The organism is Neobacillus cucumis, from assembly GCF_002860255.1.
In the GTDB taxonomy this organism is placed as follows: Bacteria; Bacillota; Bacilli; order Bacillales; family Cytobacillaceae; genus Neobacillus; species Neobacillus cucumis_A.
In genome coordinates, this window is record NZ_PGVE01000041.1 from 80,051 (window position 1) to 105,042 (window position 24,992).

The window sequence follows — 24,992 nt, forward strand, 5'->3', positions numbered from 1 at the left end:
AGAAATATTAATGAAAGAAATGGTTAATGTTGAAACCACACTGCGGGTTCCCAAATGGACCTTAAGGAAAAGGAAAACGAACTTCTCCCTATCCAACCTTTTTTTATACACATCAACAGTGGTTGTACTCTTTATCATTGCATGTGCTGTCTTTCCAAAGTGGATTGCCCCATTTTCACCCACTTATATGAATGCAGAGCATATCTTAAGTAAGCCAAGTGCTGATCATTGGTTTGGAACGGATTATTTTGGCAGGGACGTATTTAGTCTCGTTATTTATGGAAGTCAGGATTCGCTTATTATTGGCGTAGCATCTGTACTTATAGGTGGAATTATTGGAGGAAGTATCGGGGCACTGGCTGGATACATCGGCGGTTTTGTTGATGTAATCTTAATGAGGGTCATCGATATTTTAATGACTATTCCTGGCATACTTCTTGCCTTAGCCATAGCTGCTGCTCTTGGCCCTAGTTTATTTAATATTGTATTGGCTGTAGCGGCATCGGCTATTCCAGGCTATGCACGTGTGATGAGAGGCCAAATGATGAGTATTAAAAAAAGAAAGTTCGTGGATGCATCGCGTTCCATCGGGACACCTAATTGGAGAATATTCCTATGGCATATCTTACCTAATTCCTGGTCTCCACTTCTTGTTTTGGGGACGATAGGTCTTGGAACATCCATTTTAATTGGTTCGGGGTTAAGCTTCCTGGGTCTTGGGACCATAAAGGAAATTCCTGATTGGGGAGCCTTGTTATCACAAGGAAGAGGATATTTAACAGTTGCATGGTGGATTTCCACCTTTCCAGGCTTAGCCATTACTCTTTTTGTGCTTTCAATCAATATTATAGGCGATAAACTTCGCGATTCTTTTGACCCAAAAACGAGGTAGGGGAGAGACTAAAATGGAAAAATTACTTGAAATAAAGGATTTACAGGTTCATTTTACCGGTAGCCATCATAAGTTAACGGCCATTAAAGATGTCACATTAGATATTAAAAAAGGAGAAACGGTTTGTATAGTTGGAGAGTCTGGAAGCGGAAAAACGGTGACTTCTAAAACGATTATGAGGCTTATAGATTACGAGAGTGGAGAAATAGGGGAGGGAAGTATAGTAATCGATGGAATCGACCTTACAAAACTTTCACAAAAGAAGCTCCGTACCATTCGCGGAAAAAAAATTGCGATGATTTTTCAAGAACCGATGGCTGCGTTTGACCCTGTCTTTACCATTGGGAAACAAATCACAGAAACCATCCTTGAACATAAGCAATCCAATAAGTTAGGAGCAAAAGAGAGGGCTATTTATTTACTAAAGCGAGTGGGTATCTCTGATGCTGAAATTCGTTTGAACCAGTATCCAAATGAGTTGTCCGGAGGAATGCTGCAACGGGCAATGATAGCGATGGCCCTTGCTTGTAATCCAGATTTACTTATTGCAGACGAACCGACTACCGCACTTGATGTGACCATTCAAGCGCAAATATTGCAGCTTCTACAGGAATTGAAAGAAGAAATGGGCATGTCCATCCTCTTAATAACCCATGATATGGGCGTTGCAGCAGAAATGGCAGACAGAATTATTGTAATGTATGCTGGCAGGATAGTTGAGCAGGCAGACGTGAAGCAATTGTTTGAACAGCCCTATCATCCCTATACATATGGGTTATTACAATCTATTACGACATTAGATAGTGATAGGAGCAAAAAACTATATTCTATTAATGGTTCGATTCCAAGCTTAGCTGATTTACCGTCTGGATGTCATTTCCATCCCCGCTGCCCCTTTGCTACGGATCTCTGTAAGAGTGAGTTACCTCCATTATTGGAAGTTAATAATCGTCAGACAGCTTGTTGGTATGCGGAAGAGATAATAGAAAAACTCGTTGATAAAAGATTAGAAATGAAAGTTGGCATCCAGCCGCAAAAAGAAATGGTTCAAGAGCTTCCAGAACGAACAAGTTTACCATTGTTTAAGGTTCAAGAGTTAAGTAAGTATTATCCTATTGGGCAGAATCTATTCTCTCGACAGCCATCCTTTATGAGAGCGGTTGATAACGTATCCTTCCATATTCATGAAGGGGAAACTTTTGGTCTGGTCGGTGAATCAGGCAGTGGTAAATCGACGTTAGGCCGTGTTCTCTTACAATTAGAGATACCAACAGGCGGAGAGGTATTCTTTCAAGGGCAGGATTTGTCAAAATTGTCTGCTAGAGAATTACGTGAAAAGAGAAGAGATATGCAAGTAATCTACCAAGACCCTTATGGTTCTGTTAATCCCCGCTGGAAAATTGGCGATATTATCGGAGAGCCTCTTCAAGTTCATGAAGCCTTGAGTGTGAAAGAGAGGAATAATAGAGTCCAAGAGTTATTAGAGATTGTTGGGCTAAATAAAAATAGTTACGATCGTTATCCACATGAATTTTCTGGAGGCCAGCGTCAGCGTATCGCAATTGCTAGAGCTATTGCGCTAAATCCCAAGTTTATATTAGCAGACGAAGCGGTATCAGCATTAGATGTTTCCGTTCAGGCTCAAATTATTAATTTATTGCAGGATATACAGAGGGAACGAAATTTAACTTATTTATTTATCGGTCATGGTTTAAATATTGTTCGCCATATTTCCGATCGAATCGGAGTAATGTATTTAGGTCAATTAGTGGAATTAGCTAATAGTGATGAGCTGTTCTTACAACCTGCCCACCATTATACAAAAGGTCTCATTGGTTCGATCCCAATGGCCGATCCCACGCGCATTAGGGAACGGATAACTCTTAGTGGGGAAATTCCATCACCAGCAAGCCCGCCAACCGGATGCAGATTTCATACCCGCTGCCCGGCTGCAACCGCCCGTTGCCGAGAAGAACAGCCAATATTTAGAGAAGTGGCTAAAGGTCATTGGGCTGCATGCCATCATCCATTATAAATGGCGGGATGAAGAAATTATATGATACTCAAGATGATATGACCATTGTAAACATATGATGGTCAGAGATTTAAATAGGAGGATTAAAGGATGAAGTTTGTTGTGTTTGATCTCATGAGCAATCATCCAAATGGAGTGACAGGTGAGAGATTAACCGAACAGGAAAGAATACAACAGGTGATTGACCAAGCTGTTCTTACAGAATCGCTTGGATATGATGGCTATGGAGTAGGTGAACGGCATGGTGCTCCATTTTTATCATCTTCACCAGCTGTCATGTTAACTGCAATTGCTGCCAGAACCTCAAAAATTCGATTGCTGCCAACCGTATCTGTTTTGAGCGTCCTTGACCCTGTTCGAGTAGCGGAGGAGTATGCCACACTCGATCATCTATCAGGAGGAAGATTGGAGATGATGATAGGAAAAGGCAATGATCCGCGCCACTACCCGTTATTTGGAATAACGGAGGAAGAACAATGGGTTTCACTTGAGGAGCGATATCATCTTCTTAAACGCTTATGGAACGAAGAAAATGTCTCTTGGGAAGGGACATACCGTCCACCTTTAAATAATGTAACAACAGAACCAAGGCCCTATCAAAAACAGATACCGATTTGGCATGGCAGCGCATCAAGTCCACTTTCTACTGAGCTTGCAGCTAAAACTGGAGAGCCAATCTTTTCATCAAATGCCTTTCATCCAATGGCAAAATACAAAGAATTGATTGACCATTATCGTGAACGTCTCGAATTTTATGGGTATGATTCGAATAAAGCAGTAATTGGTGCAGGGGCAGGCAGTTTGTACCTGGCCAACACAACGGAGGAAGCCATTCACCGTTTCCGGCCATATTATGAAGTCTATATGAATACAGATGCGTCAAAACATAACCAATCACCATTTAAGGATCTTGAGGATCATGTACAAAATGGATCCTTATTAATAGGAAGTGCGGATTATGTAATAGAAAAGATTCAAAAATACCATCAAGCATTTGGTCACCAAGTTCAAAGTATAAGTGTTGGAGGTTTAAGCAAGGAAGAACAAAATGAGCAGTTGGAGAGATTTGCCGCCGAGGTTATTCCCGTGCTTAAACGTGAGATTCCAAGTACAGTTTGGGAAATTGAACAAGCTGCAATGAAATCATAGGAAAATTAATGATTCATCCACTTTTCATTTGATAGTTTTTACGAATATAAACAATAATTTTTTCTATCAGTTAAAGTATAGAATTCCCAATCTTTACGTGATAGGATAAAGCACAAGAAATTAAAAAGTATTCCTATCGAATAACTTGGATAAAGGAGGATTAACATGTCTCAGCAAAAGAAGTTAAAATTTGGCGTGATCATTCATGGAGTGGGAGGAAATATTGAGGGATGGAGGCATTCTGATATCCAAACAGATGCAAGTGTGAGTTTGGATTACTACACCAAACAAGCAAAGAAGGCAGAGGAAGGAAAATTCGACTTGGTCTTTATCGCTGATGGCTTGCATATTAACGAGAAATCTATACCACACTTTTTAAATCGTTTTGAACCTCTGACGATTTTGTCTGCCCTAGCTGCCGTCACAAAAAGAATTGGTCTTGTGGGAACCCTATCGACGTCGTATAGTGAACCATTTAATGTTGCAAGGCAATTTGCTTCCCTTGACCATATCAGTAATGGCCGTGCGGGATGGAATGTTGTTACCTCACCATTAGAAAAAACGGCTCTAAACTTTAGCAAAACGATTGAAGAACATCCGGATCATGCAAAAAGATATCGAATTGCCGACGAATATCTCCAGATAGCCAAAGGCCTATGGGATTCATGGGAAGATGATGCATTTGTCCGGGATAAAGAAACAGGGGTATTTTTTGACCCAGATAAACTTCATCCATTGAACTACAGAGGGGAATTTTTCTCGGTGCAGGGTCCTTTGAATATCGGCAGATCTAAGCAAGGCAGACCGGTCATATTTCAAGCTGGTTCTTCCGAGGCAGGAAAAAACCTTGCGGCCAAAGAAGCGGACGCCATCTTTACAGGTCATCCAACATTAAAGGTGGCTCAAGAATTTTATCAGGATGTCAAAGAGAGAGCAAAAGCTTACGGACGTAACCCAGATGAGCTCGTCATCCTTCCAGGGATTTCACCAATTATTGGGGCAACAGAGGAAGAGGCAGAAAGGAAATATCACGAAATTGCTAATCTAGTATCCATCGATAAAGCATTAGATTATTTAGGCCGATATTACGAGCATCATGATTTCTCGCAATATCCTCTTGACGAACCGTTCCCTGACCTGGGTGACTTAGGGAAGAATAGCTTCCAAAGTCATACGAATCGAATTAAACGGCAAGCTAAGGAAGAAAATTTAACACTTCGCCAAGTAGCCTTAAGAGAGACAACACCAAGGTCCGCTTTTCTTGGTACTCCGGAAAAAGTAGCGAATTTAGTTCAAGAATGGTTTGAAGGAAATGGAGCTGATGGGTTTATTATTGGTTCAGCGGTTCCAAATGGATTGAATGACTTTGTAGAGTATGTCGTGCCGATTCTTCAAGAACGTGGATTATTCAGAACGGAATACGAAGCGGAAACTTTGCGTGGTAATCTAGGGATTCCATTTCCAGAAAACCGTTATTCAAAAAAGGTGATTACCCATTGATAAAACAAAATCATTACGATCATTCTATCTGCCGGCTAGTCAACTAGAGGCTCTCTATTTTAAGATGATAAATCTTTAATGGGGAGCCTTTTTATTAAGACTCTGTTAACCGATAATGTTGTTTTTAAACTCAGTTGATTGGAGCGGAAATCAACAGCCAAATATAACAGAGCCATTATTAAAAAAAATAGGAATAATAGGAGGAAAATAAGATGAGTCAAGAAATATCAGTTGTCGTTTGGGCAAAAGAAGGATGTCATTATTGCGGAGAGGTAAAACAATATTTAGAGAATAAAGGAATAAAATACGAAACAGTTGATGTTACAAAGCATGATGACAGGAGAGATATTTTGGAAATCAAGTATGGCATTCGTCATGTACCTGTTGTTGAGATCGGTAAAGGTGAAGTATATCAGGCTGTTACAAAAATAGGAATCGAACATATTGAGGATGTACTTGATAAATTTAATAAGAGTAAAATATTAAAGTAATTCCGACTAAATTCATGTGTTTACTTGTCTAAGTTAGGAGTATAGTATTTTACTACATACCTAGCTGCCCTAGTTAAAGATGAATGAAGAGATGGAAAAACGTGAATAAGGGTGGATAAATATGAAAAAAAAGAAATTATTTCTATTAATATTAACGATGTTAACATCATTAGTGGCTGGGGCATGCTCTTCACAAGAAACAAGTAAAGCTTCAGAAACAAACTCTAAAACTGCCAATGGAGAAACGAAGGTCCAAAAAATAATCGTGGGAACAGGGACACAATTCCCAAATGTTTGCTTTATTGATAAGAATGGAAAGTTAACTGGATATGATGTGGAACTAGTAAGGAAGATTGATGAGAAACTGCCAGAATACAAATTTGAGTTTAAAACAATGGAGTTTTCCAATCTGCTAATTAGCCTAGAAACAAATAAAATCGATTTTATTGCCCACCAAATGGAAGTGAATGAAGAGAGACAAAAGAAGTTTCAATTTAGTACCGAGCCTTATAATATTTTTCCTCTTCATGTAACGGTGAAGCAAGATAACAATGAAATTAACTCTATCAAGGATTTAAAAGGGAAAAAGGTAATCGTCAGTGCGACTAGTAACTCGGCCGTATTTATCGAAAAGTATAACAAGGAACATAATGCAGGTATACAAATTGTTTATGCAGGTAATGGACCAGATTCTACGATCAATCAAATAAAAACAGGCAGAGCAGATGCCACTATTACCACACCATTTTCCGTGGATTTTCTTAATAAGTCAGTCGATGCCCAGGAAAAAGTAGTTGGAGAACCACTCTTAAACTCAAAAGTTTATTTCCTTCTTAGAAAAGATGAGACTCCATTGCAAAAGAGAATTGACGAAGCACTCGTTGAATTGAAAAAAGAAGGAGTAGTTAGTGAATTGAGTAAAAAATGGTTAGGAGCGGACTACAGCGTCAGCTTTTAGCTAGTTTGGAGGTTTTCTAACAATGGGTAAAGCATTTGATCCTTTACTAATTATCGAGTTTATACCAACTCTTATTCATTATCTAGGAGTAACTCTCGAGATCTTGGCAGTATCTATTTTTCTAGGACTAATCCTCGGTGTAGCAGCCGCTATACCGAGGTTGTTCAAAATTCCTTTTTTAAATCAACTGGTCATTTTATATGTTTCGTTTATCCGCGGGACGCCGATATTAATTCAATTATTTCTTGTTTTTTATGGATTACCCGCTGTTTTGATGATTTTCAATATTGATATCTCCAAGTTGGATGCCATTTATTTTGTGATTATTACTTATGGGATTAGTAATGGAGCCGGATTTTCTGAAATTTTTCGCGGAGCTATCCGCGCCGTTGATAAAGGGCAGACGGAAGCCGCCTATTCAGTTGGGATGACTAGCGGGCAAAACTTCTTTCGAATTGTTTTGCCACAGGCTTTACGGATTGCGTTTCCGAATGTAGCAAACTCCGTTATTGGCTCATTAAAGGATACTTCCCTTGCTTTTACTATTGGTGTGATGGATATGGTAGGCAGAGGAGATACGCTCATTTCTGCAACCGCACACGCTTTGGAAGTGTATATATCCCTTTCAATCATCTATTATGCTGTTGTTCTATTATTTGAAAAGATATTTAAAAACCTAGAAAAATACTTCAATCGCTATCAAAAAGTTGAAATCTCAGCAGCTGCTTAAAAAGGAGGTATATATATACATGACGATCGATCTTCCTTTTATATGGATGGCCTTTAAAGAAATTATTAAGTCTCTGCCAATTACTCTTATTTTAACGATTATTCCGTTAGTTATTGGCTTTATAATTGGATTGGTTGTGGCACTCGTAAGGATTTATAAAACGAAGTTTCTATACCAGGTTGGTAATGGATATGTTTCCTTTTTTAGAGGAACACCCATTATCATGCATATTTTGGTCATTTATTACGGAATCCCCTTAATCGTAGACCAAGTGTCATCGAAGTTTGAATTAAATATACAATCTAGCAAAATACCCATTATTTTGTTTGTTTTAACCGCCTTGTCATTAGCAGCAGGTGCCTATTTATCAGAGATTATTCGCTCAGGGATTATTAGTGTTTCATCCGGTCAATTAGAAGCTGCTTACTCGATGGGGATGACTAAACTTCAAGCGATGGTCCGAATTGTTTTGCCCCAGGCGTTGGCACAGTCTGTACCAAATTTCACTAATATTTTCGTTGGATTCTTGCACACGTCATCGATTGCTTTTCTTGTTTCGGAAAAAGAAGTAACGGGAGCTGCCAATATTGTCGCATCAACTAACTTAAAATTTTTAGAGGCGTTTATCGCTGCAGGAATCATCTACTGGGGACTTACGATTATTGTCGAGGGAATTTCTTTTTTCGTTGAAAAACGGGTGACATTGTATAGTCGAGGAGGCGTGTCATGATTATTTTAAAAGAAATAAAGAAATCATTTAACAAATTGCAAGTCTTACAAGGGATTAATCTAAGGATCGATCGAGGTGAGGTGGTGACGATCCTCGGACCAAGTGGTTCAGGTAAAACCACTTTACTTCGATGCTTAAATTTCTTAGAAAAACCAGAAAAGGGAATTGTTCAAATAGGCAATATCCAGGTCAATGCAGAAAAGGCCACGAAAAAAGATATGTTGTCTATAAGAAAACAATCTGCAATGGTTTTTCAGCACTATAATTTATTTGCTCATAAGACCGTCTTAGAAAATGTAATGGAAGGGTTAATTGTTGCAAAAAAAATGAAGAAAAAGGATGCGAGAAATATAAGTGAACGGGTCCTTGAAAAAGTGGGCTTAGCTGATAAATTACAGCACTATCCATCGCAATTATCAGGAGGACAGCAGCAGCGGGTAGGAATTGCAAGGGCCTTAGCTTTAAATCCAGAAGTGATTCTTTTTGATGAGCCAACGTCTGCATTAGACCCTGAATTAGTGGGAGAAGTGCTTTCAGTTATTAAAGAAATAGCACGAGAAGGTATTACGATGGTGGTGGTTACACATGAAATGAGTTTTGCTAAAGAAGTATCTGATCGTGTGTTGTTTATGGATGGAGGAGTAATAGTAGAGGAAGGGACCCCGCTAGAGATTTTTAACGCACCAAAAGAAGATCGAACTCGTCGATTCTTACAACGGGTATCAGGTGAATCATTCTTTACTCAGTTAAAAGAGCAGGTGAATTAACTCAATTTAGAAAAGGAGGCTAAACGGTGATAAACCAAATTATTATAGAAGAATTACTAGAAAAAGAAAAAGAAGCGGTACGGCAATTATTAGTCGAGAGTTATCAACAGTATGAGTATGAATATAAAAATCCCCAGGTGTGGAAGGACTACTTAACAAATATAGAGGCATCTGTTGATAATCCAAATGTAGAAAAAATATTGATTGCTAAAAGTGATGACAGGATTCTCGGTACCTTACAATTATTTCTCACTTCTGAAAAGGCGTATCAAAGACCAGAATTACAGATTTTCTCTCCGATTATTCGTCTATTGGCTGTTCACCCAGAGGCACGGGGACGCGGTATCGCACAAGAACTAATAAAAGCTGGTCTGGAGTTTGCGAAGTCTCAGGGTGCAAAAGCATTGTATTTGCATACAGGTGATAAAATGCAAAAGGCGATTCGCTTGTATAAATGGTTAGGTTTTAAACGGGACCAAAAGAAGGAATTCTATAACACTGATGTTCTAGTGAAATGCTATCGATATGATTTATAAGAAGGGACCTTTGGCATCATCCTAAATTTACTGTTGATGAGTCAGCTCTATAAATGAAATCTATAAATAGGAGTGATTCGGATGGGGAATATTCTTCGGGATGCGGTGGAAAATAAACGTAAAAAATTAATCGAAAAATTGATTACTTTAGATGTTTATAAAAAAGAAGATAAGCATCTTTTTGAGTTATCATTAACCGATCTAGAAAATGAATATAAGTCTTTCAAATCTATCCAACATCCACATTATAATTTTGACTCTATCAAATTGACAAATAAGAAATTGAATTAGATTCTGAGGCCAAGAATCGATTAGTTACTTCATTAAATAGTTTTAAGCCTTCCCTGTTAACTGTATAAAGCTCCCTTTAAAAAAGAGGCAATGGGTTGCCTCTTTTTTAAAGGCCACAAATAGATACGCTTGAGACTGTAAAAGGTTAATGTAATGCAGTTAAAATTACGCCAATTGCAATTAATGCAACTCCAATTCCATTTACGAAGCTAAGCTTTTCTCCAAAAAAGATGATCGCTAAAATGGTTGCTATAACAACACTTAGTTTATCAATTGGACCTACCTGCGAAACTTTTCCTGTTTTTAAGGCTAAAAAGTAAAATAACCATGAAGTGGCACCAGCGAGTCCACTAAGGACAATAAATAATAATGCTTTCCTTTGCCCAATAATCTCAGGAATTTTCCCTAAATTCCCTTGAAATAAAACCACTCCGATTAAAAATAGTGCCATGATGACTGAACGAATGGCAGTAGCCGTATTGGCATCAATATTCTGTAATCCGATTTTACCAAAGATCGAAACCAAAGCAGCTGATACAGCAGATAAAATGGCAAATATTAACCAAGACATGGTAGACAACCTTCTTCCAATTTTTATCTTTTTTTATTATAGCTTATCACAGCAAAAAATAAAAAAACGCAAAGTGAATTATCCCGCTTTGCGTTTGAATAAAAATTTTTAAGCAGTAAACGATTCTAAAAATTTCCCGATTGCGATGGAGCTGGCACCTAATGCGGGTGCGTTTTTTCCTAATGTAGAAGTTAATAGTTGATAATTGTTTTCTAATTGTTGATAGGTTCTTGATGCTACAGAATTTTTGATAGAGTTTAAAACCATGGGCAAGGATTCTACGATGTGGTTACGAATAATCACAGCTTGTGGATTAAATGTATTTAGAATACTGGTTAATCCTATACCGAGGTAATAGCCGAAGTTTTGCAGTGCCATTAGAATTTCTGGATTATTTTGGTTAGCAAGATGAATGATATCTTGATGGGATAGCATTTCTTGATGATTCTTTGGTAATGATTTAAATAATGCCCTTTCGGAGGCATATAATTCCCAGCAGCCCCGATTTCCACAACTGCATTTAAGTCCATTCAAGTCGATGGTTAGATGGCCCATTTCACCGGCATAACCTTTGACCCCTCTATAAAGGTCATTATTAATAATAATACCGACCCCAATACCTGTTTGTACGCTTACATAGACAAGGTTTTCATAATTTTTCGCAGCTCCAAATTCTTTTTCTCCATTTGCTCCTGCATTTGCTTCATTTTCTATAAAAACAGGTACTTTAAATTCTTGCTCGATTACAGCTTTTAAGTCAAGGTCATAATTCCAGTCCAAGTTAGGAGTAAAGATAATTTTTTGGTCTGTATTTACTAGACCCGGCACACAAACACCGATACCAGTTAATCCGTAGGGAGAATCGGGCATTTGAGCAATTAGGTTTTTTATTTTTAAAAGTAAAACTTCCTTAATTTCTTCAGAAGATTGATTTTCTAATTTTTGATTATCCTCAAAAACAATAGTTCCTTTTAAATCGGTTAAAATGCAATTGATAAAATCCACCCCAATATCAATACCAATGGAATATCCTGCATTTTTGTTGAAAACCAGCATAACAGGCTTTCTACCGCCGCTTGATTGTCCTTGCCCAATTTCGAATATTAGATTTTTTTCGAGCAAGGCATTAACCTGTGAAGAAACAGTAGATTTATTTAATCCTGTGGTTTCAGATATTTTTGCCCGTGATATAGGGGAATTGGCAACAATTTCATTTAAAATAAGCTTTTGATTAATCTTTTTTACTAGCATTTGATCAGCAGTTATCACGATCTTCACACCTCTTTTTGTATGGCGTCCCAATTAAGTTAGGTAAACTTTTTATTTGCATTATATCATTATAATCCAATTCAAAACGGAGATACAAAAAATAAAAGAGCCTTCTGAAACTATTCACAGAAGGCCCTTTTAAAAATCTACCGATTTAAGGTTGAATGCTTTCTTCCATAACTGAAATAAATGATTAAACCAATGACTAACCAGACCAAAAAGCTAATCCAAGTTAGAGCAGGCAACTGAAGTACTAGGTATCCACAAGATAGAAAAGCGATTATCGGGATCCAAGGTACAAAAGGAACACGGAAACCACGCTTTGGTGCTCCTTGGGTTTTACGAAGATATAAAATTCCAATTGAAACTGACATGAATGCAAATAAAGTACCGATATTCGTTAGTTCAGCAAGCTTTCCTAGTGGAATCAGACCAGAAAATATGGAGACAAGCAGGCAGGTAATCCATGAATTTACAACGGGTGTTTGTTTTTTCTTATCTATTTTTGAAAACACTTTTGGAAGTAAACCATCACGGCTGATGGCATAGAACAAACGAGTTTGCCCATAAACCATTACCGTTAAGACGGTTGTAATTCCAGCTATAGCTCCTAGGGAAATGAATCCTGCAACCCAGTCTTGATGAATATAATTTAATGCAAATGATACCGGGTTTTTTACATCGAGTAATTGGTAAGGAACAATACCAGTTAATACAGCAGAAACAGCCACGTATAAAATTGTACAAACCGCGAGCGAGGCAATAATGCCAATTGGCATATTCCTTTGCGGGTTCTTCACTTCCTCTGCTGCAGTTGAAACAGCATCGAAACCAATATAGGCATAAAACGCTGTTGCAGCGCCAGCGGCTACACCTGAAAATCCAAAGGGCATAAAGGGTGTCCAGTTATCAGGCTTTACATACCATGCGCCAACTGATAGAAAAATAATAACTACGGTCAATTTAATGATAACCATTATGGTATTAAAACGTGCCGAATGTTTTACACCTCTAGTTAATAGGAGAGTAATAATAAATGTGATCAAGATTGCGGGCACATCGATATAGGTTCCATTTGCTGGATTAAATGCGCTAGAGATTGCTTTTGGCAGGTGAATTCCGAAACCGGCAATCAGCCCCTGAAAATACCCAGACCAGCCACTGGCCACTGAGGCGGAGGCGAATCCATATTCGAGAATTAAATCCCATCCCAATATCCAGGCTATGAATTCTCCAAATGTTGCATAACTATATGTGTATGCACTCCCGGAAACAGGAACAGTAGAAGCAAATTCTGCATAGCACAGGGCAGCAAATATACAAACCAACCCTGATAGAATAAAGGATAATATAAGAGCTGGACCAGCATGTTCGGCTGCAGCCACACCTGTGAGAACAAAGATACCTGTTCCTACAATGGCACCAATCCCCAGCATGGATAAATCAAAAGCGCCTAGTTCCTTTTTTAAGGTAACATCTTTTTTACCTGCTTCATTAATTAAATCCTGTATGGATTTTTTTCTAAAAATCTCCATAGAAACTTCCCTTCTGTTAAAACTCCTTGTTAAAATATTGCGAAAATAGGATTAATAAAAAAGTGCAAAAATTGTCGAAAGTAAAATCAACGAGACTAATAATATAATTTATTTTTAAAAAAATCAATATTCATTAAAAATAAATTATATAAATTTTTAATTTATTAACTATGAAGCTGTGTTACTAAAAGAACACTATGTCTACCTATAACACAGTGTTTATTCTATTTTTTTATAAAAACCTTTTTTTATAAGTTCACATTCTTGACATATTTAATCAAATTTTTTAATTCATTTTTCGACAATAATAGAGGTGTTTTTTTGAAGAAAACGTTCTTATTGCATTTTATATGTAGGATCTTCCGTAAATATTGTAAATTCAGGGTAAATTTAGTCGTTTTTTTGAAATTTCCTTTACACAATATGTTTGCTAAAATAAATACACAACTACTTTATTCTTTGCTGAATATTTATAAAATGACATGAAAATACATGATCTCTGAGAGGAGAGGTAGATTATGGTATTCAAAGCAAGATTATGGAGAATCTTAACTAAGAACCAGAAATTAAGACTATTAAAGCAAAAAGCAACTTATAGATCATTTGTTTAAGAGCCCTCGGCTATGAAGGGCTCTTTTATTATGTCATTAAGAATAATGATTAAAGTTGTTCTATTAAGAAGTAAGGAGAATAAACATCTAATTAATGTGGTCTTTATCGGGAGGGGTATTCGTGAATGACGTCTTTGAAAGGACAGCACGATTTGAACATCGTTTTTGGCTCCAAATTTTAGGTGATCATTCTAGGTTTATTTTTGAGGCCCTTGTACCGGATCAGGTTGAGGAAATAAAAAAGGCCTCAAGCTTTATTCAAATATTTGATACGCTTCTTGAACGTGCTAAATCGGCTGATCTGGTTTCATTAACAAATGAAGCAGAGAAAGAAGTGAATCATTTACGAGAATTCAAACTTGACTTAATTAGGAAACATCTTATTGGCAAAATCAAAATTCATCTCTCTCCCACCTTTATCAATCATATGGTTAATGAATTAGAAGAGTATGTAAGAATATTAAATCATCTAAAAACAGGGCAGGTTCCTCCAATATATCATGAACTCCATCATCATCTTTTATGGATATTAGACGCAGCGGGTCACTCGGAGGCGATTTCCTCCAATTTAGATGGAGTGGAAAAGAAATTAAAAGAGAAAAGTAATTTGTTTTTAAAGGATTTTGAAGGTTTTTATCTTAAAGCTGTAGAACTTGCCGGGTATTTAAGAACAGGATTAAATGCGTTTCCAGCATTAACAAAAATGAATGTAGACGCCCAATTAGAAATCAAGTTATTCCAGAATTTTTTGCTTGAGATCGAAGAGTTAGAATTAAGCAAACAAGCATTAGGAACATTTGCACCTTTAATGGCGGATCATATGTTTCGAGAAGAATGTTATTATCTTATGAAGTTAGCAGAATCGGCGAGTCTTGAACCACCAAACTGTGATCCTACAAAACCTCGTCTTCAGGATTAAAAAAGAGTAAAATAACAATGTAACATGAAAGGGATAGTTATACGAACTATCCCTTTCGTTAAAGATTTTATCTATTAAGCCGTTTTATTATTTTGACCTTCAACAAAAATAGATTTAGATTTGTCTCTCCTAATCCTGAAGATTGTAGCAAGGAACACACAGAATAGAAATCCTATTAAAAGAGTAATTAATTGAATTGTTATTTGGTGGTGATCTGTTTGCACGTCAAAGGATTTTTCACTTTCACCTACCGAATTACTTGCGGTTATGACATATGAATAGCTGGTTCCATGTTTAACGGTTTTATCCATAAAGTTTGGATTAGTTAAATTCTTTGCTATTGGTTTGTAGCTGCTCATTCCCAACAGATTTGCTTTTTTGCGATAGACGGTATAGGAGGTTGTACCTTTAGTCGGGTTCCAATTAAGAGAAACCGTTTCCTTTTTATTCTTGTTTACCATTAACCAATCTGGTGCAGTTGGGACAGTAGTCATCTTTGTATGGAAAGTAAAAATTCCTAGTTGTGCTTCACTTCCATCAACTATGGAGGACACTTTCCAGTAGTAGCGTGTTTCTTTTGAAAGGTCTTGAATATTGATATAATTGGCGGAAACCGTTTGATTAAAAATAATATTTGTCATATTAGGATTTGTCGATACCTGTATATGGTATCTATTGACACTGTCCTCTGTATCCCAATTTAGCGTAACTTTTGACGGATTAATTTCGGTTGAACCGCTTTTGGGGGAAACAGTAAGTACAGAATCCGGAACCACATGAATTATTTGAGATGCATGGGCAGAAAGTTTTGCAGTAAATCCTGACTCGAAATTTCCTACGTCCTCATGGCTCCATAAATCACGCACCATAGCAAATCCCTGAAACCCTAACTCTTCCCAATGGACCTCTATATTTTGTGTTTTTAGACCTGTATTAAAAAGACCTATATTATAGGAACCATCTGGCAGTTCTTGATAGAATACTTGAGAAGTAGATGTTTTGGATAAACGTTTTCCTGCGACTCCACTTTGATTCACATCAATAATTTCGTCATTCGTAAGAAGGCTCAATCCATAATTATCTAGTTTCGTTAATTCACTGCCTATCACAAAATGTGAAGTAGCAATCGCCCATAGAGATACATACGAACGTTTTTCATCCTCCGTTAAACCATCCTTACTTCCATTTGCCACATTAAGTGAATCCAAATCGTTCCATCCGCCTGGACCTGCATGAGGCTGCCATTCCGCAACATCATCAAATCTTCGGGATACCTTTTTCCAATTGGTATGCGTGGGTGTTCCATAGGCTTCCACATCGTGGTCTGTCCGCCAGCCATTCGATAATTGCTGCCAGGTAGAAACATAGTTGATGTCCAGATTGTTTGATAACTCTACATGAATAGGTCTTCCTGTTTTTTTCAGTGCTTTTGCCCAAGACTCAATATCTGGAATATCCTCGTTGCGAACCCCGTCAATTTTTAGATAATCTACCCCATAGGAAGCAAACAGTCTAGCCCATGAATCAATATATTCCTGAGCCCCTGGCTTTGAGTAATCAATAGAATACATATTGTCAAAATTAAAACTGACTTTTTGCCCTTTGCTATAGTCTACAATATCTTTTGCATGGTAGGATGTACCTTCAATCGGTGTGTTTTGATCGATGGCTCCCTTAGGAATACCGAGAGTAACGTACAGACCAAACTTCAATCCCTTTTTATGGATATAGTCACCAACAGTTTTCATTCCATGCGGGAATTTCTTTGGGTCTACCACCCATCTGCCATATTTGTCTACGTGAGTGGTCCAATTTAGCTGATAGTAATCATCAAGGTTTACAAATTCATACCCATGAGACTTAAATTTCTCTGCCATAATATCTGTTGCTGCTTTTATATTTTTCTCCGTTGGCTTTTTCCGGATTGAACTCCAGCTGCTCCAGCCCATAAAAGGCCGCTCAGCCAAATTATTGTAAGAGGAAGCTTTTGCTTCTTCTGGTTCAAACATTGCAAGGGGAAAAACTCCAGAAAATACAATTGAGAAGGAGAACATTGTTGAGATTATTTTCTTAAGCATAAAAACCTCCTCTTGTCGAAAAGTTGAATCGATATAGACACAAATTATTAAAATTTAATTCTATTTTAATATAGTAAGCCCTTTATTTTAATGAACAATATGTTCCAATATTTTATCGAGCTATGTTTATCAAGAACATTAGATTCATATTTTTCATAGTGTAATGTATTAATGAGTGAGGGTGTAATTTATGAGGAATATAAGAGAAACACAAATTCAACCAATAATTGGTCAAGCGTGGACGGGTAAACATGTGATCTTGCTTCACTGTACAAACGATAATCAATTAATTAATCTTTACAAAAGTTATCATGCTCCCATTGAACCTCCACGGCAAAATTGTGCAGAAACGTTGTCACAGTTACTAAGTATCGGCTATCACATTCAGGCTATAACGCCGCTTTCCCCAGGGCTTATTCAATATTTGCTTGTTCTTTAATCCATATATTAACAACAAACAGAGAAGGCTGAATCCATTCAGACTTCTTTTTATTTAGATATTTCTTCTTTAGTTTTTTGTAATAACTAATTACAATAAACATATACGAAATATAAATTGTCAGAATGGGAGTAAGGGAATGAAACAGAGAAATTATATATTTATCTTACTAATAATATTAATATTTTCGATTACTGGATGTTCAAACAATGATAAGTCTAATCTATCGAAAGAAAAAAATACTCATAAGAAAGTAGAATTGACAGTTTCAGCAGCAGCTAGTTTACAAGATGCCTTAAATGACATTAAAGCGGCTTTTCAGAAAGAACATCCGAATGTGGTTATAAACTATAACTTTGGTGCGTCAGGGGCACTTCAACAACAAATATCACAGGGGGCGCCGGTGGATCTTTTCTTTTCTGCCGCTGAAGATAAATTCGATAAATTAATTCAAGATGGACTCATTGATCAATCAAAAGGAAAAGATTTACTTGGAAATGAACTAGTTCTTGTGGTTCCAAATGACTCAAATAAAGGGATTAATTCATTTAAAGATCTTAGTAGAATCAATAAACTATCCATTGGTACACCAGAGGCAGTCCCAGCAGGAAAATATGCACAGGAAACCTTAGAAAATTTAAATGTCTGGAAGACTGTTGCAGGAAAAGTAGTTTATGCCAAGGATGTTCGTCAAGTCCTTACATATGTAGAAACACAAAATGTTGACGCTGGAATTGTATATAAAACAGATGCATTGATTTCAAAAAAGGTAAAGATTGCAGCAACTGCTGGAGAAAAAACGCACGCTCCAATTGTTTATTCAGCAGGTGTGATAAAGGACAGTACTCATCCTAAAGAAGCTCAATTATTCTATGATTATCTTCAAAATGAAAACTCTTTGAAGACTTTTACAAAGTATGGGTTTAAAGGATTAGAGTAATCTTACTATGACAACAGATTTTTGGTCACCAGTCAAACTTTCGATTGAAGTCGCATTTGTATCGGGCATTTGGGTATTACTTTTAGGGTTATTCTTTGCAAAGCTGATGGCTAATACAACATTCAAAGGGAAAGCTGTAATAGAGACAGTTTTCCTTTTACCGTTAGTATTACCGCCTTCAGTTGTAGGATTTTTATTAATTGTTTTATTTGGAAAGAACAGTATGATTGGACAATTGATAGAATGGATTTTTAAACATCCTGTTATGTTTACATGGTGGTCAGCGGTTATTGCCTCAACTGTCGTTGCTTTTCCTTTAATGTACCAATCAGCCAAGACCGGGTTTGAAGCAATTGATGAGGACATTGAGAATGCCGCTCGTGTGGACGGTGCGAACGAATTACAATTATTCATGAAAATTTCCATTCCACTTGCCTTAAAAGCAATCATTTCAGGTATAATACTCAGTTTTGCAAGGGCCTTAGGGGAGTTTGGAGCTACCTTAATGTTTGCCGGTAACATTCCTGGAAAAACTCAAACCATTTCAACGGCTATCTATGTAGCGATTGACTCAGGAAATATGGAATTGGCTTGGTTATGGGTTCTCTGTTTGGTTGTTATTTCTTTTTTCATGTTAATAGTGTTACAAATAATGAAATCGTAACGGGAAGCCGTTTTATGATATAAAAAAATGAAAGCATGGAGGATGTAAACATGAAAACCCTCTATCTTGATTGTATCTCAGGTATTGCAGGAGACAGAGCTCTTGCAGCTCTTCTCGATTTAGGAGCCGATCTCTCCTACATGGTAGAACAGTTGAGAAAATTACCGATCGAGCCTTTTGAAATAGAAGTACAAAAGGTTAACAAAGGTTGCATAGCAGCTAAGAAAGTAAGAATCTGTTTTCCGTCAGTAAATCATAATTTACTTCTTAATACCAGCCCTCAGAGTGCAGGAGAGATATGGAAAATGATTGAGAAAAGTGAATTGCCCTTAAGAGTAAAAGAACGCAGTCATGCCATCATTCGTGAAATGACCCTTGCTGAAGGAAAACTTCAGGGAAAAGAACCCAAGGAAGTCCTTTTCCAAGAGGCAGAAGGGATGGCATCGATTGTAGAAACAATCGCAATATGCTTGGCTCTAGAAAGTCTCGGAATCGAAGAGATTTATGCCTCACCTGTATCTACAGGTTATGGAACAAAGACCATGGAAAACGGGTTTTACCCTATTCCGGCACCGGTTACGCTGGAGTTGTTAAAAGGAATACCGCTTGCTGAACTAAATGTGAATGAAGAAGTAACAACACCTGCAGGGGCCGGAATCTTACGGGCCCTTGTAAAAAAATTTATGACAATTGGTGGAGGCGTGGTGGAAGAGATTGGGTACGGAGCGGGGGGACAAGAGTTTGATTATCCTCATGTATTTAGAGCTTTACTAATGAGTCCATCAGCCATCCAGACATCTCCCAAGCAGGAGAGGGAATCTATTTATGTGCTAGAAGCGCAAATCGATGATATGACAGGAGAAGGCCTTGGCTATACATTGGAAAGGCTCTTAGCAGCAGGTGCTCTTGATGTCTTTTATACGCCTGTTTATATGAAGAAAAATCGGCCTGGAACACTTGTAACGGTTTTGGTACCTTTGGGACTAGCCGACCATTGTGAAATCGTATTATTAGAGGAAACTACTACTCTCGGGGTTAGAAGAAGTATGTGGAGTCGTAATATTCTAGAGAGAAGATTTATTGAAGTAGCCACTCCATACGGACCAATAAGAGTAAAGCAGGCTTATAGGGAGCATAAAATGCTGCACCAAGCGCCAGAATACGAGGATGTAGCAAAAGCAGCAAGGAAGCATCAGGTACCGTTTCAACTTGTTTACCAATATGCCATGAAATTAGCAATGAATTAGGGGTTGAACACTTTCCTCAGGTAACTTTATTTGAGAAAAGTGTTCAACCTTTTTACTTGCTGAAGTCTCTAAAGAAACGTAAGGTAATATAAAATAATTTTGTATGAATATCCATTTATGTAGTAAACTAGTAATCTAGTTATAATAAGAATTATATGTATTCAGCTTCTTTGGAGGAGTTTTATCTTGATAGAATCTTTATTGTTAAACTTTCTATTTCTGCTTTTTCCAGTTTTAATTTTTCTAATATTTTTTGAAAACAAACAACATACATATAACAAATATTGTCTAATACTCCTTTCGGCTATTTCAATGGTTTTATGTATGGCATTCCCAATTAGATTAAAAATTGGATTTATTTTTGATTTGCGCTATATACCATTTATCATTATGGCCCTTTTTGGAGGATATAAATATACATTTCCATTATATATAGTCTTAAATATCTATCGTTGGATTATTGGTGGGGCAGGCACACTCCAATCGTTTCTTTTCTCAACTGTAATATTTATTTTAGTGCCGTTATTAAGTAAATGGTTTATTGCAAAAAATGCTAACAAACGTATTTTGTGGGCTGTACTTGTAGCCGTTTTTACAATGGTACTCTACCTGTCTACACTGGCAGCTCAATTACCTGCATTAAATAAGGAATTCTGGATTTTGACAATTAATGCAATTCCTACTCATGTTTTAGTAATGATCATTATCATGATACTGCTAGAGAAAATTATTGATAATATTAATACCCGTATTTCTTCCATACAAGCTGAACGGCTCAATGTCCTCAGTGATTTATCAGCCAGTGTTTCACATGAAATTAGAAATCCACTTACAGTAACAAACGGATTTCTTCAGCTTTTAAAAAAATCACAAACGATTACCACTGAAGAAAAAAGCTTTATTGAGTATGCATTATTAGAATTAAACAGAGCTGAAAATATTGTAAGTGACTTTCTGGCTTTTGCAAAACCACAATCGGAGAATATGATCCTATACAATCTAAAAGATGAAATGGAGTATGTAAAAAACATTATTACTCCGTATGCAAATATGCATCAAGTGGACGTTCAACATTCATTTAAAAATACATTAATTTTTAAATATGATAAAAACCAAATTCAGCAATGTTTAATTAATTTATATAAGAATGCCATTGAAGCGATGAGAGACAAGGGCGGGGTACTTTCCATCGATGTTTCGGAGCAAAAGAAAAGCATCGTGATTAAAATACAAGATAACGGTGTAGGAATGACAAGGGAGGATGTTTTACGATTAGGCAGTCCCTATTATTCTACTAAAAAAGAAGGAACCGGTCTTGGAATGCTCATGGTTTATAGTACAATCAATAAAGTAAATGGAAAAATACATGTAGAAAGTGAAGTGGGGGTAGGGACAACTTTTACTATATCTATTCCTGTTTAGCTTATTAGGACAAAAAGTGTGATATTCTTATCGCACTTTTTGTTTTATAAGAAGAATCGTATTTTGTATATTCAGAAAAAGATAAAAATTGATATTAATTTTGACAAAAAAATGAACGTTTTTAAACTAAAACCTCTTTATAATAATCATAAATAAACCGCTTTCATACGGAAGGTTTGTTTATGATTATTTTATTTGGAGGAGTTAAACATGTATAAAAATCCACACTTTTTTTCTCATCTTGCTCACGTTGAATTAATTAGTCCAAAGCTGGAAGAATCAGCAAATTTTTTTAAAAATATAATCGGATTAGAAGAATCAGCAAGAACAGAGAATTCCGTTTATTTTCGAGCGTGGGGGGAGCATTATCACCACAGTTTGAAAATAACAGAAGGAAAAGAACCGGGACTTGGTCATATTGGCTGGCGCGCTGACAGTCCGGCCGCTCTCGAAGAAGCGGCTGCTCATATTGAAAAGCTTGGACAAGGCATTGGCTGGATTGAAGGCGATCTTGGACACGGAAGGGCCTATCAATTTACTTCACCTGATGGTCACTTTGAAGAGATTTTTTGGGAAGTTGAGTTATATGAAGCACCTGATCAACTTCAGAGTAAATGGAAAAACCGTCCGCAAAAAAATCCAGGTCGCGGTATTTCCCCACGTCGAATCGATCACATTACACTTTTTAGTAATGATGTATCAAAAGACCGCGAATTCTATCAAAATATTGGTTTCCGCTATAACGAAGGTATCTTTTTAAATGCCGAAGAACCTGGCAGTCCTGAAATTGGTGCATGGTTATCTGTTACAAACCTTTCGCATGATATCGCATTTTTAAAGGGTCATAGTGGCAAACCTGGCGGCTTTAACCATGTTTGTTACGCTGTAGAAAGCAGAGAAGAGGTATTACTAGCGGCCGACCATATCTTAGAAAGCGGTTACGAATTGGCAATGGGAGGACCGACACGTCATGCCCTTGCAGAAGGATTTTTCTTTTATGTAGATGAGCCAGGCGGCAACCGCTTTGAATTATATGCCGGAGCCCATCTTGTGTTTGCACCTGATTTTGGTCCTTACAGATGGAGTCTTTCTGAAAATCCAAACGATGCATGGGGCCGCGAAATGCCTTGGGACGCATCAGGAAAAGTAATTAAATAATAACAACAGGAGGAGTTAACGAAATGTGGCATTTCTTTCCGGAAAATTATATGTGGTCATACCAGATTGTCAGAATGATAAGCCAATCCTATTTCGGCGGTGGCGAAGTAAATGAAATACTTGACGCTGCCAGCCGGATGAAATTAGGAGAATATGAGAGCTTTCATCAAGAATGGATGGGACTTGGGAATAAATCATTAACGATTGCCAATGATGCGATGGATAAGGGATATAAAGAAACAGCACGGTCCGGTTTCCTACGGGCAGCAAATTATTTCCGTACGGCAGAATTTTTTCTTCAGCCTGACGATGAGCGTAAACTGCCAACCTATTTAAAAGGAGTAGAATCGTTCAGAAAAGGAGGGGAGCTGTTAGCTTCACCGCCAAAGGCGATCAATATTCCATTTGAACATGCGATGCTTCCAGGTTATTATTTTGAAGCTCCAGGACAAAGTAAGGGGCCATTAATGATCATGTTTGGCGGATTAGATTCTACTGCAGAGGAATTATACTATGGCCCTGCGCAGCTTTTGAATGAACGGGGCATTTCGCTTCTTGCACTTGATGGTCCTGGTCAGGGAGGAGCGTTAAGAATCCATCACATTCATTCGCGTCATGATTATAATACTGCTGGTACAGCGGCTTACGAGTGGGCCATTGATAACCTGGATGTGGATCCAGAGCGAATCGGAGTGATGGCAGTATCGATGGGGGGTTATATGGCAGCAAGATGTGCCGCCTTCGAGCCGAGGTTTAAAGCATGTGCGATCTGGGGGGCCGTTTATGATTATAACGATGTCTGGGCAAAACGCCCGGATCACCATCCATTAGCTAAAATCCTTCAGCATATCTTTGGTGTGGAAGGTATGCCGGCGGCAAGGGCAAAGCTGCAACATTATAATTTACGCGGAGTGGCAGAAAAAATTCAAATGCCAACTTACATTGTTCATGGCGAAGATGACCGCCAAAATACCGTTGATAACGCCTACAATGTATATAATGATCTTACCTGCCCGCGCTGGTTAAAAATTATACCGACAAGCAGCACTGGTTCTTCCCACTGCCAAGTCGATAATATCACAGAAACATACGAGATGTATGACTGGTTAAAAGACCAGTTAACGAAGTAGCTCGGAGGTGGATTGATGAAATTCGTTACCTTTTATAATCCAGAAGGACAAAAGCGTGCAGGCTTACTTGATGGAAATAGAGTGATCGATTTGAAGATGGCTTCCAATGGGGAATTACCTGATAATATGAGAGATTTTTTAAAAAACAACAAACAATACATGCCAATTGCACAGGCATTAATTAGTTCAAATGAACTTTCATTCTATTCGTTTGAAGAGATTCGTTTAACTGCACCGTTACCGAATCCGGTAAGTTTCCGAGATTATGTTGCCTTTGAGACTCATGTTAAAAATGCAACCATGCGATCTGGAGATACCGTAGCACCAGAATGGTATGAAATGCCGATCTTTTATTTCTCAAATCCCAATGCCATGAAGGGGCCGAGGGAAGAAGTGCAACGTCCAGCTAAATGTGTACGCCTAGATTATGAACTGGAGCTCGCCTGCATTATTGGAAAGCAAGGAAAAAATATCAAGGCTGATGAAGCAGAGGACTATATTTTCGGCTATACGATCTTAAATGACTGGTCAGCGCGGGATATCCAAATGAAAGAAATGAAGGTACTTTTGGGTCCGGCAAAAGGGAAGGATTTCGCCACATCAATTGGTCCTTATCTGGTAACAAAAGATGAACTAGAACCATTTAAAACAAATGGACGATTCGACTTGGAAATGACAGCAGCGGTAAATGGTGAAATTCTTTCCCGGGGAAACTTTAAGGATATTTATTACACTTTTGGCGAGATGATTGAGAGGGCATCAGAAGAAGTCACTTTATATCCTGGAGATATTATTGGTTCAGGTACAGTTGGGTTCGGATGCATCATGGAACTTGGTACAGAGGTTCACCGATGGTTGGAGCCGGGAGATGAAGTAGAATTAGAGATTACGGGTCTTGGTAAATTGAAAAATAGAATTATTTAAGAAGCA

The 24,992-nt window shown here is 37.6% G+C and carries 24 protein-coding genes; 20 read left to right on the forward strand and 4 right to left on the reverse strand.

Going from position 1 to position 24,992, the window contains the following annotated elements:
- Positions 1–10: 10 nt before the first annotated feature.
- The 11 genes from CVD27_RS10250 to CVD27_RS10300 all read left to right on the forward strand — a co-directional run bounded on the left by CVD27_RS10250 (position 11) and on the right by CVD27_RS10300 (position 10,079).
- Positions 11–892: an ABC transporter permease gene (locus CVD27_RS10250; protein ID WP_101647812.1), complete on the forward strand. Its 882-nt coding sequence runs from the start codon at positions 11–13 to the stop codon at positions 890–892.
- 13 nt (positions 893–905) lie between these two features.
- Positions 906–2,927: an ABC transporter ATP-binding protein gene (locus tag CVD27_RS10255; RefSeq protein WP_101647813.1), complete on the forward strand. Its 2,022-nt coding sequence runs from the start codon at positions 906–908 to the stop codon at positions 2,925–2,927.
- A gap of 90 nt (positions 2,928–3,017) precedes the next feature.
- Entirely contained in the window at positions 3,018–4,076 is a 1,059-nt protein-coding gene (locus CVD27_RS10260) for an LLM class flavin-dependent oxidoreductase (protein ID WP_101647814.1), read from the forward strand.
- A 165-nt stretch (positions 4,077–4,241) separates the two neighbouring features.
- On the forward strand, positions 4,242–5,576 hold the full coding sequence (locus tag CVD27_RS10265) for an LLM class flavin-dependent oxidoreductase (protein WP_101647815.1): 1,335 nt from the start codon (positions 4,242–4,244) through the stop codon (positions 5,574–5,576).
- A gap of 212 nt (positions 5,577–5,788) precedes the next feature.
- A complete protein-coding gene (locus CVD27_RS10270) occupies positions 5,789–6,067 on the forward strand; it encodes a glutaredoxin family protein (RefSeq protein WP_101647816.1) in 279 nt (92 codons plus the stop codon).
- Between the two features lie 121 nt (positions 6,068–6,188).
- Positions 6,189–7,025 (forward strand): transporter substrate-binding domain-containing protein, encoded by an 837-nt coding sequence (locus CVD27_RS10275; RefSeq protein WP_101647817.1) that lies wholly within the window; start codon positions 6,189–6,191, stop codon positions 7,023–7,025.
- Positions 7,026–7,047: 22 nt separating this feature from the next.
- Positions 7,048–7,755, forward strand: a complete 708-nt coding sequence (locus CVD27_RS10280; RefSeq protein WP_101647818.1) for an amino acid ABC transporter permease — start codon at positions 7,048–7,050, stop codon at positions 7,753–7,755.
- Between the two features lie 19 nt (positions 7,756–7,774).
- Complete coding sequence (locus tag CVD27_RS10285; RefSeq protein WP_101647819.1) at positions 7,775–8,485, forward strand: amino acid ABC transporter permease; 711 nt, start codon at positions 7,775–7,777, stop codon at positions 8,483–8,485.
- Positions 8,482–9,252 carry an amino acid ABC transporter ATP-binding protein gene (locus CVD27_RS10290; RefSeq protein ID WP_101647820.1) on the forward strand — a complete coding sequence of 257 codons (771 nt, stop codon included), beginning with the start codon at positions 8,482–8,484 and terminating at the stop codon, positions 9,250–9,252. Before CVD27_RS10285 ends, CVD27_RS10290 begins: the two co-directional genes overlap by 4 nt.
- Positions 9,253–9,278: 26 nt before the next feature.
- Positions 9,279–9,788 carry a GNAT family N-acetyltransferase gene (locus CVD27_RS10295; protein ID WP_101647821.1) on the forward strand — a complete coding sequence of 170 codons (510 nt, stop codon included), beginning with the start codon at positions 9,279–9,281 and terminating at the stop codon, positions 9,786–9,788.
- Positions 9,789–9,869: 81 nt separating this feature from the next.
- A complete protein-coding gene (locus CVD27_RS10300) occupies positions 9,870–10,079 on the forward strand; it encodes a Fur-regulated basic protein FbpA (protein WP_101647822.1) in 210 nt (69 codons plus the stop codon).
- Between the two features lie 145 nt (positions 10,080–10,224).
- Here the strand turns inward: CVD27_RS10300 and CVD27_RS10305 are convergent, their stop codons facing one another.
- The 3 genes from CVD27_RS10305 to CVD27_RS10315 form a co-directional block, all read right to left on the reverse strand.
- Complete coding sequence (locus tag CVD27_RS10305; protein ID WP_101647823.1) at positions 10,225–10,650, reverse strand: EamA family transporter; 426 nt, start codon at positions 10,648–10,650, stop codon at positions 10,225–10,227.
- Between the two features lie 108 nt (positions 10,651–10,758).
- The gene (locus CVD27_RS10310; protein ID WP_374703064.1) at positions 10,759–11,901 is read right to left on the reverse strand and encodes an ROK family protein; all 1,143 of its coding nucleotides are present in this window, start codon (positions 11,899–11,901) and stop codon (positions 10,759–10,761) included.
- 164 nt (positions 11,902–12,065) lie between these two features.
- Positions 12,066–13,454, reverse strand: coding sequence for an amino acid permease (locus CVD27_RS10315; RefSeq protein ID WP_101647825.1), 1,389 nt, complete (start codon positions 13,452–13,454; stop codon positions 12,066–12,068).
- Positions 13,455–14,186: 732 nt separating this feature from the next.
- Between CVD27_RS10315 and CVD27_RS10320 the strand changes: the two genes are divergently transcribed.
- Positions 14,187–14,984 (forward strand): DUF2935 domain-containing protein, encoded by a 798-nt coding sequence (locus CVD27_RS10320; RefSeq protein WP_101647826.1) that lies wholly within the window; start codon positions 14,187–14,189, stop codon positions 14,982–14,984.
- Between the two features lie 74 nt (positions 14,985–15,058).
- On the opposite strand, the gene CVD27_RS10325 is transcribed toward CVD27_RS10320, so the two are convergent.
- Complete coding sequence (locus CVD27_RS10325; RefSeq protein WP_101647827.1) at positions 15,059–17,062, reverse strand: alpha-galactosidase; 2,004 nt, start codon at positions 17,060–17,062, stop codon at positions 15,059–15,061.
- A gap of 190 nt (positions 17,063–17,252) precedes the next feature.
- On the opposite strand from CVD27_RS10325, the gene CVD27_RS10330 reads away from it, so the two are divergent.
- From CVD27_RS10330 to CVD27_RS10365, 8 genes are all read left to right on the forward strand, one after another.
- On the forward strand, positions 17,253–17,501 hold the full coding sequence (locus CVD27_RS10330; RefSeq protein ID WP_101647828.1) for a hypothetical protein: 249 nt from the start codon (positions 17,253–17,255) through the stop codon (positions 17,499–17,501).
- A 139-nt stretch (positions 17,502–17,640) separates the two neighbouring features.
- Positions 17,641–18,441: a molybdate ABC transporter substrate-binding protein gene (gene modA / locus CVD27_RS10335; protein WP_101647829.1), complete on the forward strand. Its 801-nt coding sequence runs from the start codon at positions 17,641–17,643 to the stop codon at positions 18,439–18,441.
- A gap of 7 nt (positions 18,442–18,448) precedes the next feature.
- Positions 18,449–19,105 carry a molybdate ABC transporter permease subunit gene (gene modB, locus CVD27_RS10340; protein ID WP_101647830.1) on the forward strand — a complete coding sequence of 219 codons (657 nt, stop codon included), beginning with the start codon at positions 18,449–18,451 and terminating at the stop codon, positions 19,103–19,105.
- Between the two features lie 50 nt (positions 19,106–19,155).
- Positions 19,156–20,352, forward strand: a complete 1,197-nt coding sequence (gene larC / locus CVD27_RS10345) for a nickel pincer cofactor biosynthesis protein LarC (protein ID WP_101647831.1) — start codon at positions 19,156–19,158, stop codon at positions 20,350–20,352.
- Between the two features lie 201 nt (positions 20,353–20,553).
- Positions 20,554–21,774 carry a sensor histidine kinase gene (locus tag CVD27_RS10350; protein ID WP_257984325.1) on the forward strand — a complete coding sequence of 407 codons (1,221 nt, stop codon included), beginning with the start codon at positions 20,554–20,556 and terminating at the stop codon, positions 21,772–21,774.
- A 210-nt stretch (positions 21,775–21,984) separates the two neighbouring features.
- Positions 21,985–22,932, forward strand: coding sequence for a VOC family protein (locus CVD27_RS10355; RefSeq protein WP_101647833.1), 948 nt, complete (start codon positions 21,985–21,987; stop codon positions 22,930–22,932).
- Positions 22,933–22,955: 23 nt separating this feature from the next.
- The gene (locus CVD27_RS10360) at positions 22,956–24,062 is read left to right on the forward strand and encodes an alpha/beta hydrolase family protein (protein WP_101647834.1); all 1,107 of its coding nucleotides are present in this window, start codon (positions 22,956–22,958) and stop codon (positions 24,060–24,062) included.
- Between the two features lie 15 nt (positions 24,063–24,077).
- Positions 24,078–24,986 carry a fumarylacetoacetate hydrolase family protein gene (locus CVD27_RS10365; RefSeq protein WP_101647835.1) on the forward strand — a complete coding sequence of 303 codons (909 nt, stop codon included), beginning with the start codon at positions 24,078–24,080 and terminating at the stop codon, positions 24,984–24,986.
- The last annotated feature ends 6 nt before the right edge of the window (positions 24,987–24,992 follow it).

Bases quoted from the DNA above. Each gene is read 5' to 3' on its own strand.
- CVD27_RS10250 (WP_101647812.1), top strand. From the start codon at position 11: ATGAAAGAAATGGTTAATGTTGAAACCACACTGCGGGTTCCCAAATGG.
- CVD27_RS10255 (WP_101647813.1), top strand. From the start codon at position 906: ATGGAAAAATTACTTGAAATAAAGGATTTACAGGTTCATTTTACCGGT.
- CVD27_RS10260 (WP_101647814.1), top strand. From the start codon at position 3,018: ATGAAGTTTGTTGTGTTTGATCTCATGAGCAATCATCCAAATGGAGTG.
- CVD27_RS10265 (WP_101647815.1), top strand. From the start codon at position 4,242: ATGTCTCAGCAAAAGAAGTTAAAATTTGGCGTGATCATTCATGGAGTG.
- CVD27_RS10270 (WP_101647816.1), top strand. From the start codon at position 5,789: ATGAGTCAAGAAATATCAGTTGTCGTTTGGGCAAAAGAAGGATGTCAT.
- CVD27_RS10275 (WP_101647817.1), top strand. From the start codon at position 6,189: ATGAAAAAAAAGAAATTATTTCTATTAATATTAACGATGTTAACATCA.
- CVD27_RS10280 (WP_101647818.1), top strand. From the start codon at position 7,048: ATGGGTAAAGCATTTGATCCTTTACTAATTATCGAGTTTATACCAACT.
- CVD27_RS10285 (WP_101647819.1), top strand. From the start codon at position 7,775: ATGACGATCGATCTTCCTTTTATATGGATGGCCTTTAAAGAAATTATT.
- CVD27_RS10290 (WP_101647820.1), top strand. From the start codon at position 8,482: ATGATTATTTTAAAAGAAATAAAGAAATCATTTAACAAATTGCAAGTC.
- CVD27_RS10300 (WP_101647822.1), top strand. From the start codon at position 9,870: ATGGGGAATATTCTTCGGGATGCGGTGGAAAATAAACGTAAAAAATTA.
- CVD27_RS10305 (WP_101647823.1), bottom strand. From the start codon at position 10,650: ATGTCTTGGTTAATATTTGCCATTTTATCTGCTGTATCAGCTGCTTTG.
- CVD27_RS10310 (WP_374703064.1), bottom strand. From the start codon at position 11,901: ATGCTAGTAAAAAAGATTAATCAAAAGCTTATTTTAAATGAAATTGTT.
- CVD27_RS10315 (WP_101647825.1), bottom strand. From the start codon at position 13,454: ATGGAGATTTTTAGAAAAAAATCCATACAGGATTTAATTAATGAAGCA.
- CVD27_RS10325 (WP_101647827.1), bottom strand. From the start codon at position 17,062: ATGCTTAAGAAAATAATCTCAACAATGTTCTCCTTCTCAATTGTATTT.
- CVD27_RS10330 (WP_101647828.1), top strand. From the start codon at position 17,253: ATGAGGAATATAAGAGAAACACAAATTCAACCAATAATTGGTCAAGCG.
- modA (WP_101647829.1), top strand. From the start codon at position 17,641: ATGAAACAGAGAAATTATATATTTATCTTACTAATAATATTAATATTT.
- modB (WP_101647830.1), top strand. From the start codon at position 18,449: ATGACAACAGATTTTTGGTCACCAGTCAAACTTTCGATTGAAGTCGCA.
- larC (WP_101647831.1), top strand. From the start codon at position 19,156: ATGAAAACCCTCTATCTTGATTGTATCTCAGGTATTGCAGGAGACAGA.
- CVD27_RS10355 (WP_101647833.1), top strand. From the start codon at position 21,985: ATGTATAAAAATCCACACTTTTTTTCTCATCTTGCTCACGTTGAATTA.
- CVD27_RS10360 (WP_101647834.1), top strand. From the start codon at position 22,956: ATGTGGCATTTCTTTCCGGAAAATTATATGTGGTCATACCAGATTGTC.
- CVD27_RS10365 (WP_101647835.1), top strand. From the start codon at position 24,078: ATGAAATTCGTTACCTTTTATAATCCAGAAGGACAAAAGCGTGCAGGC.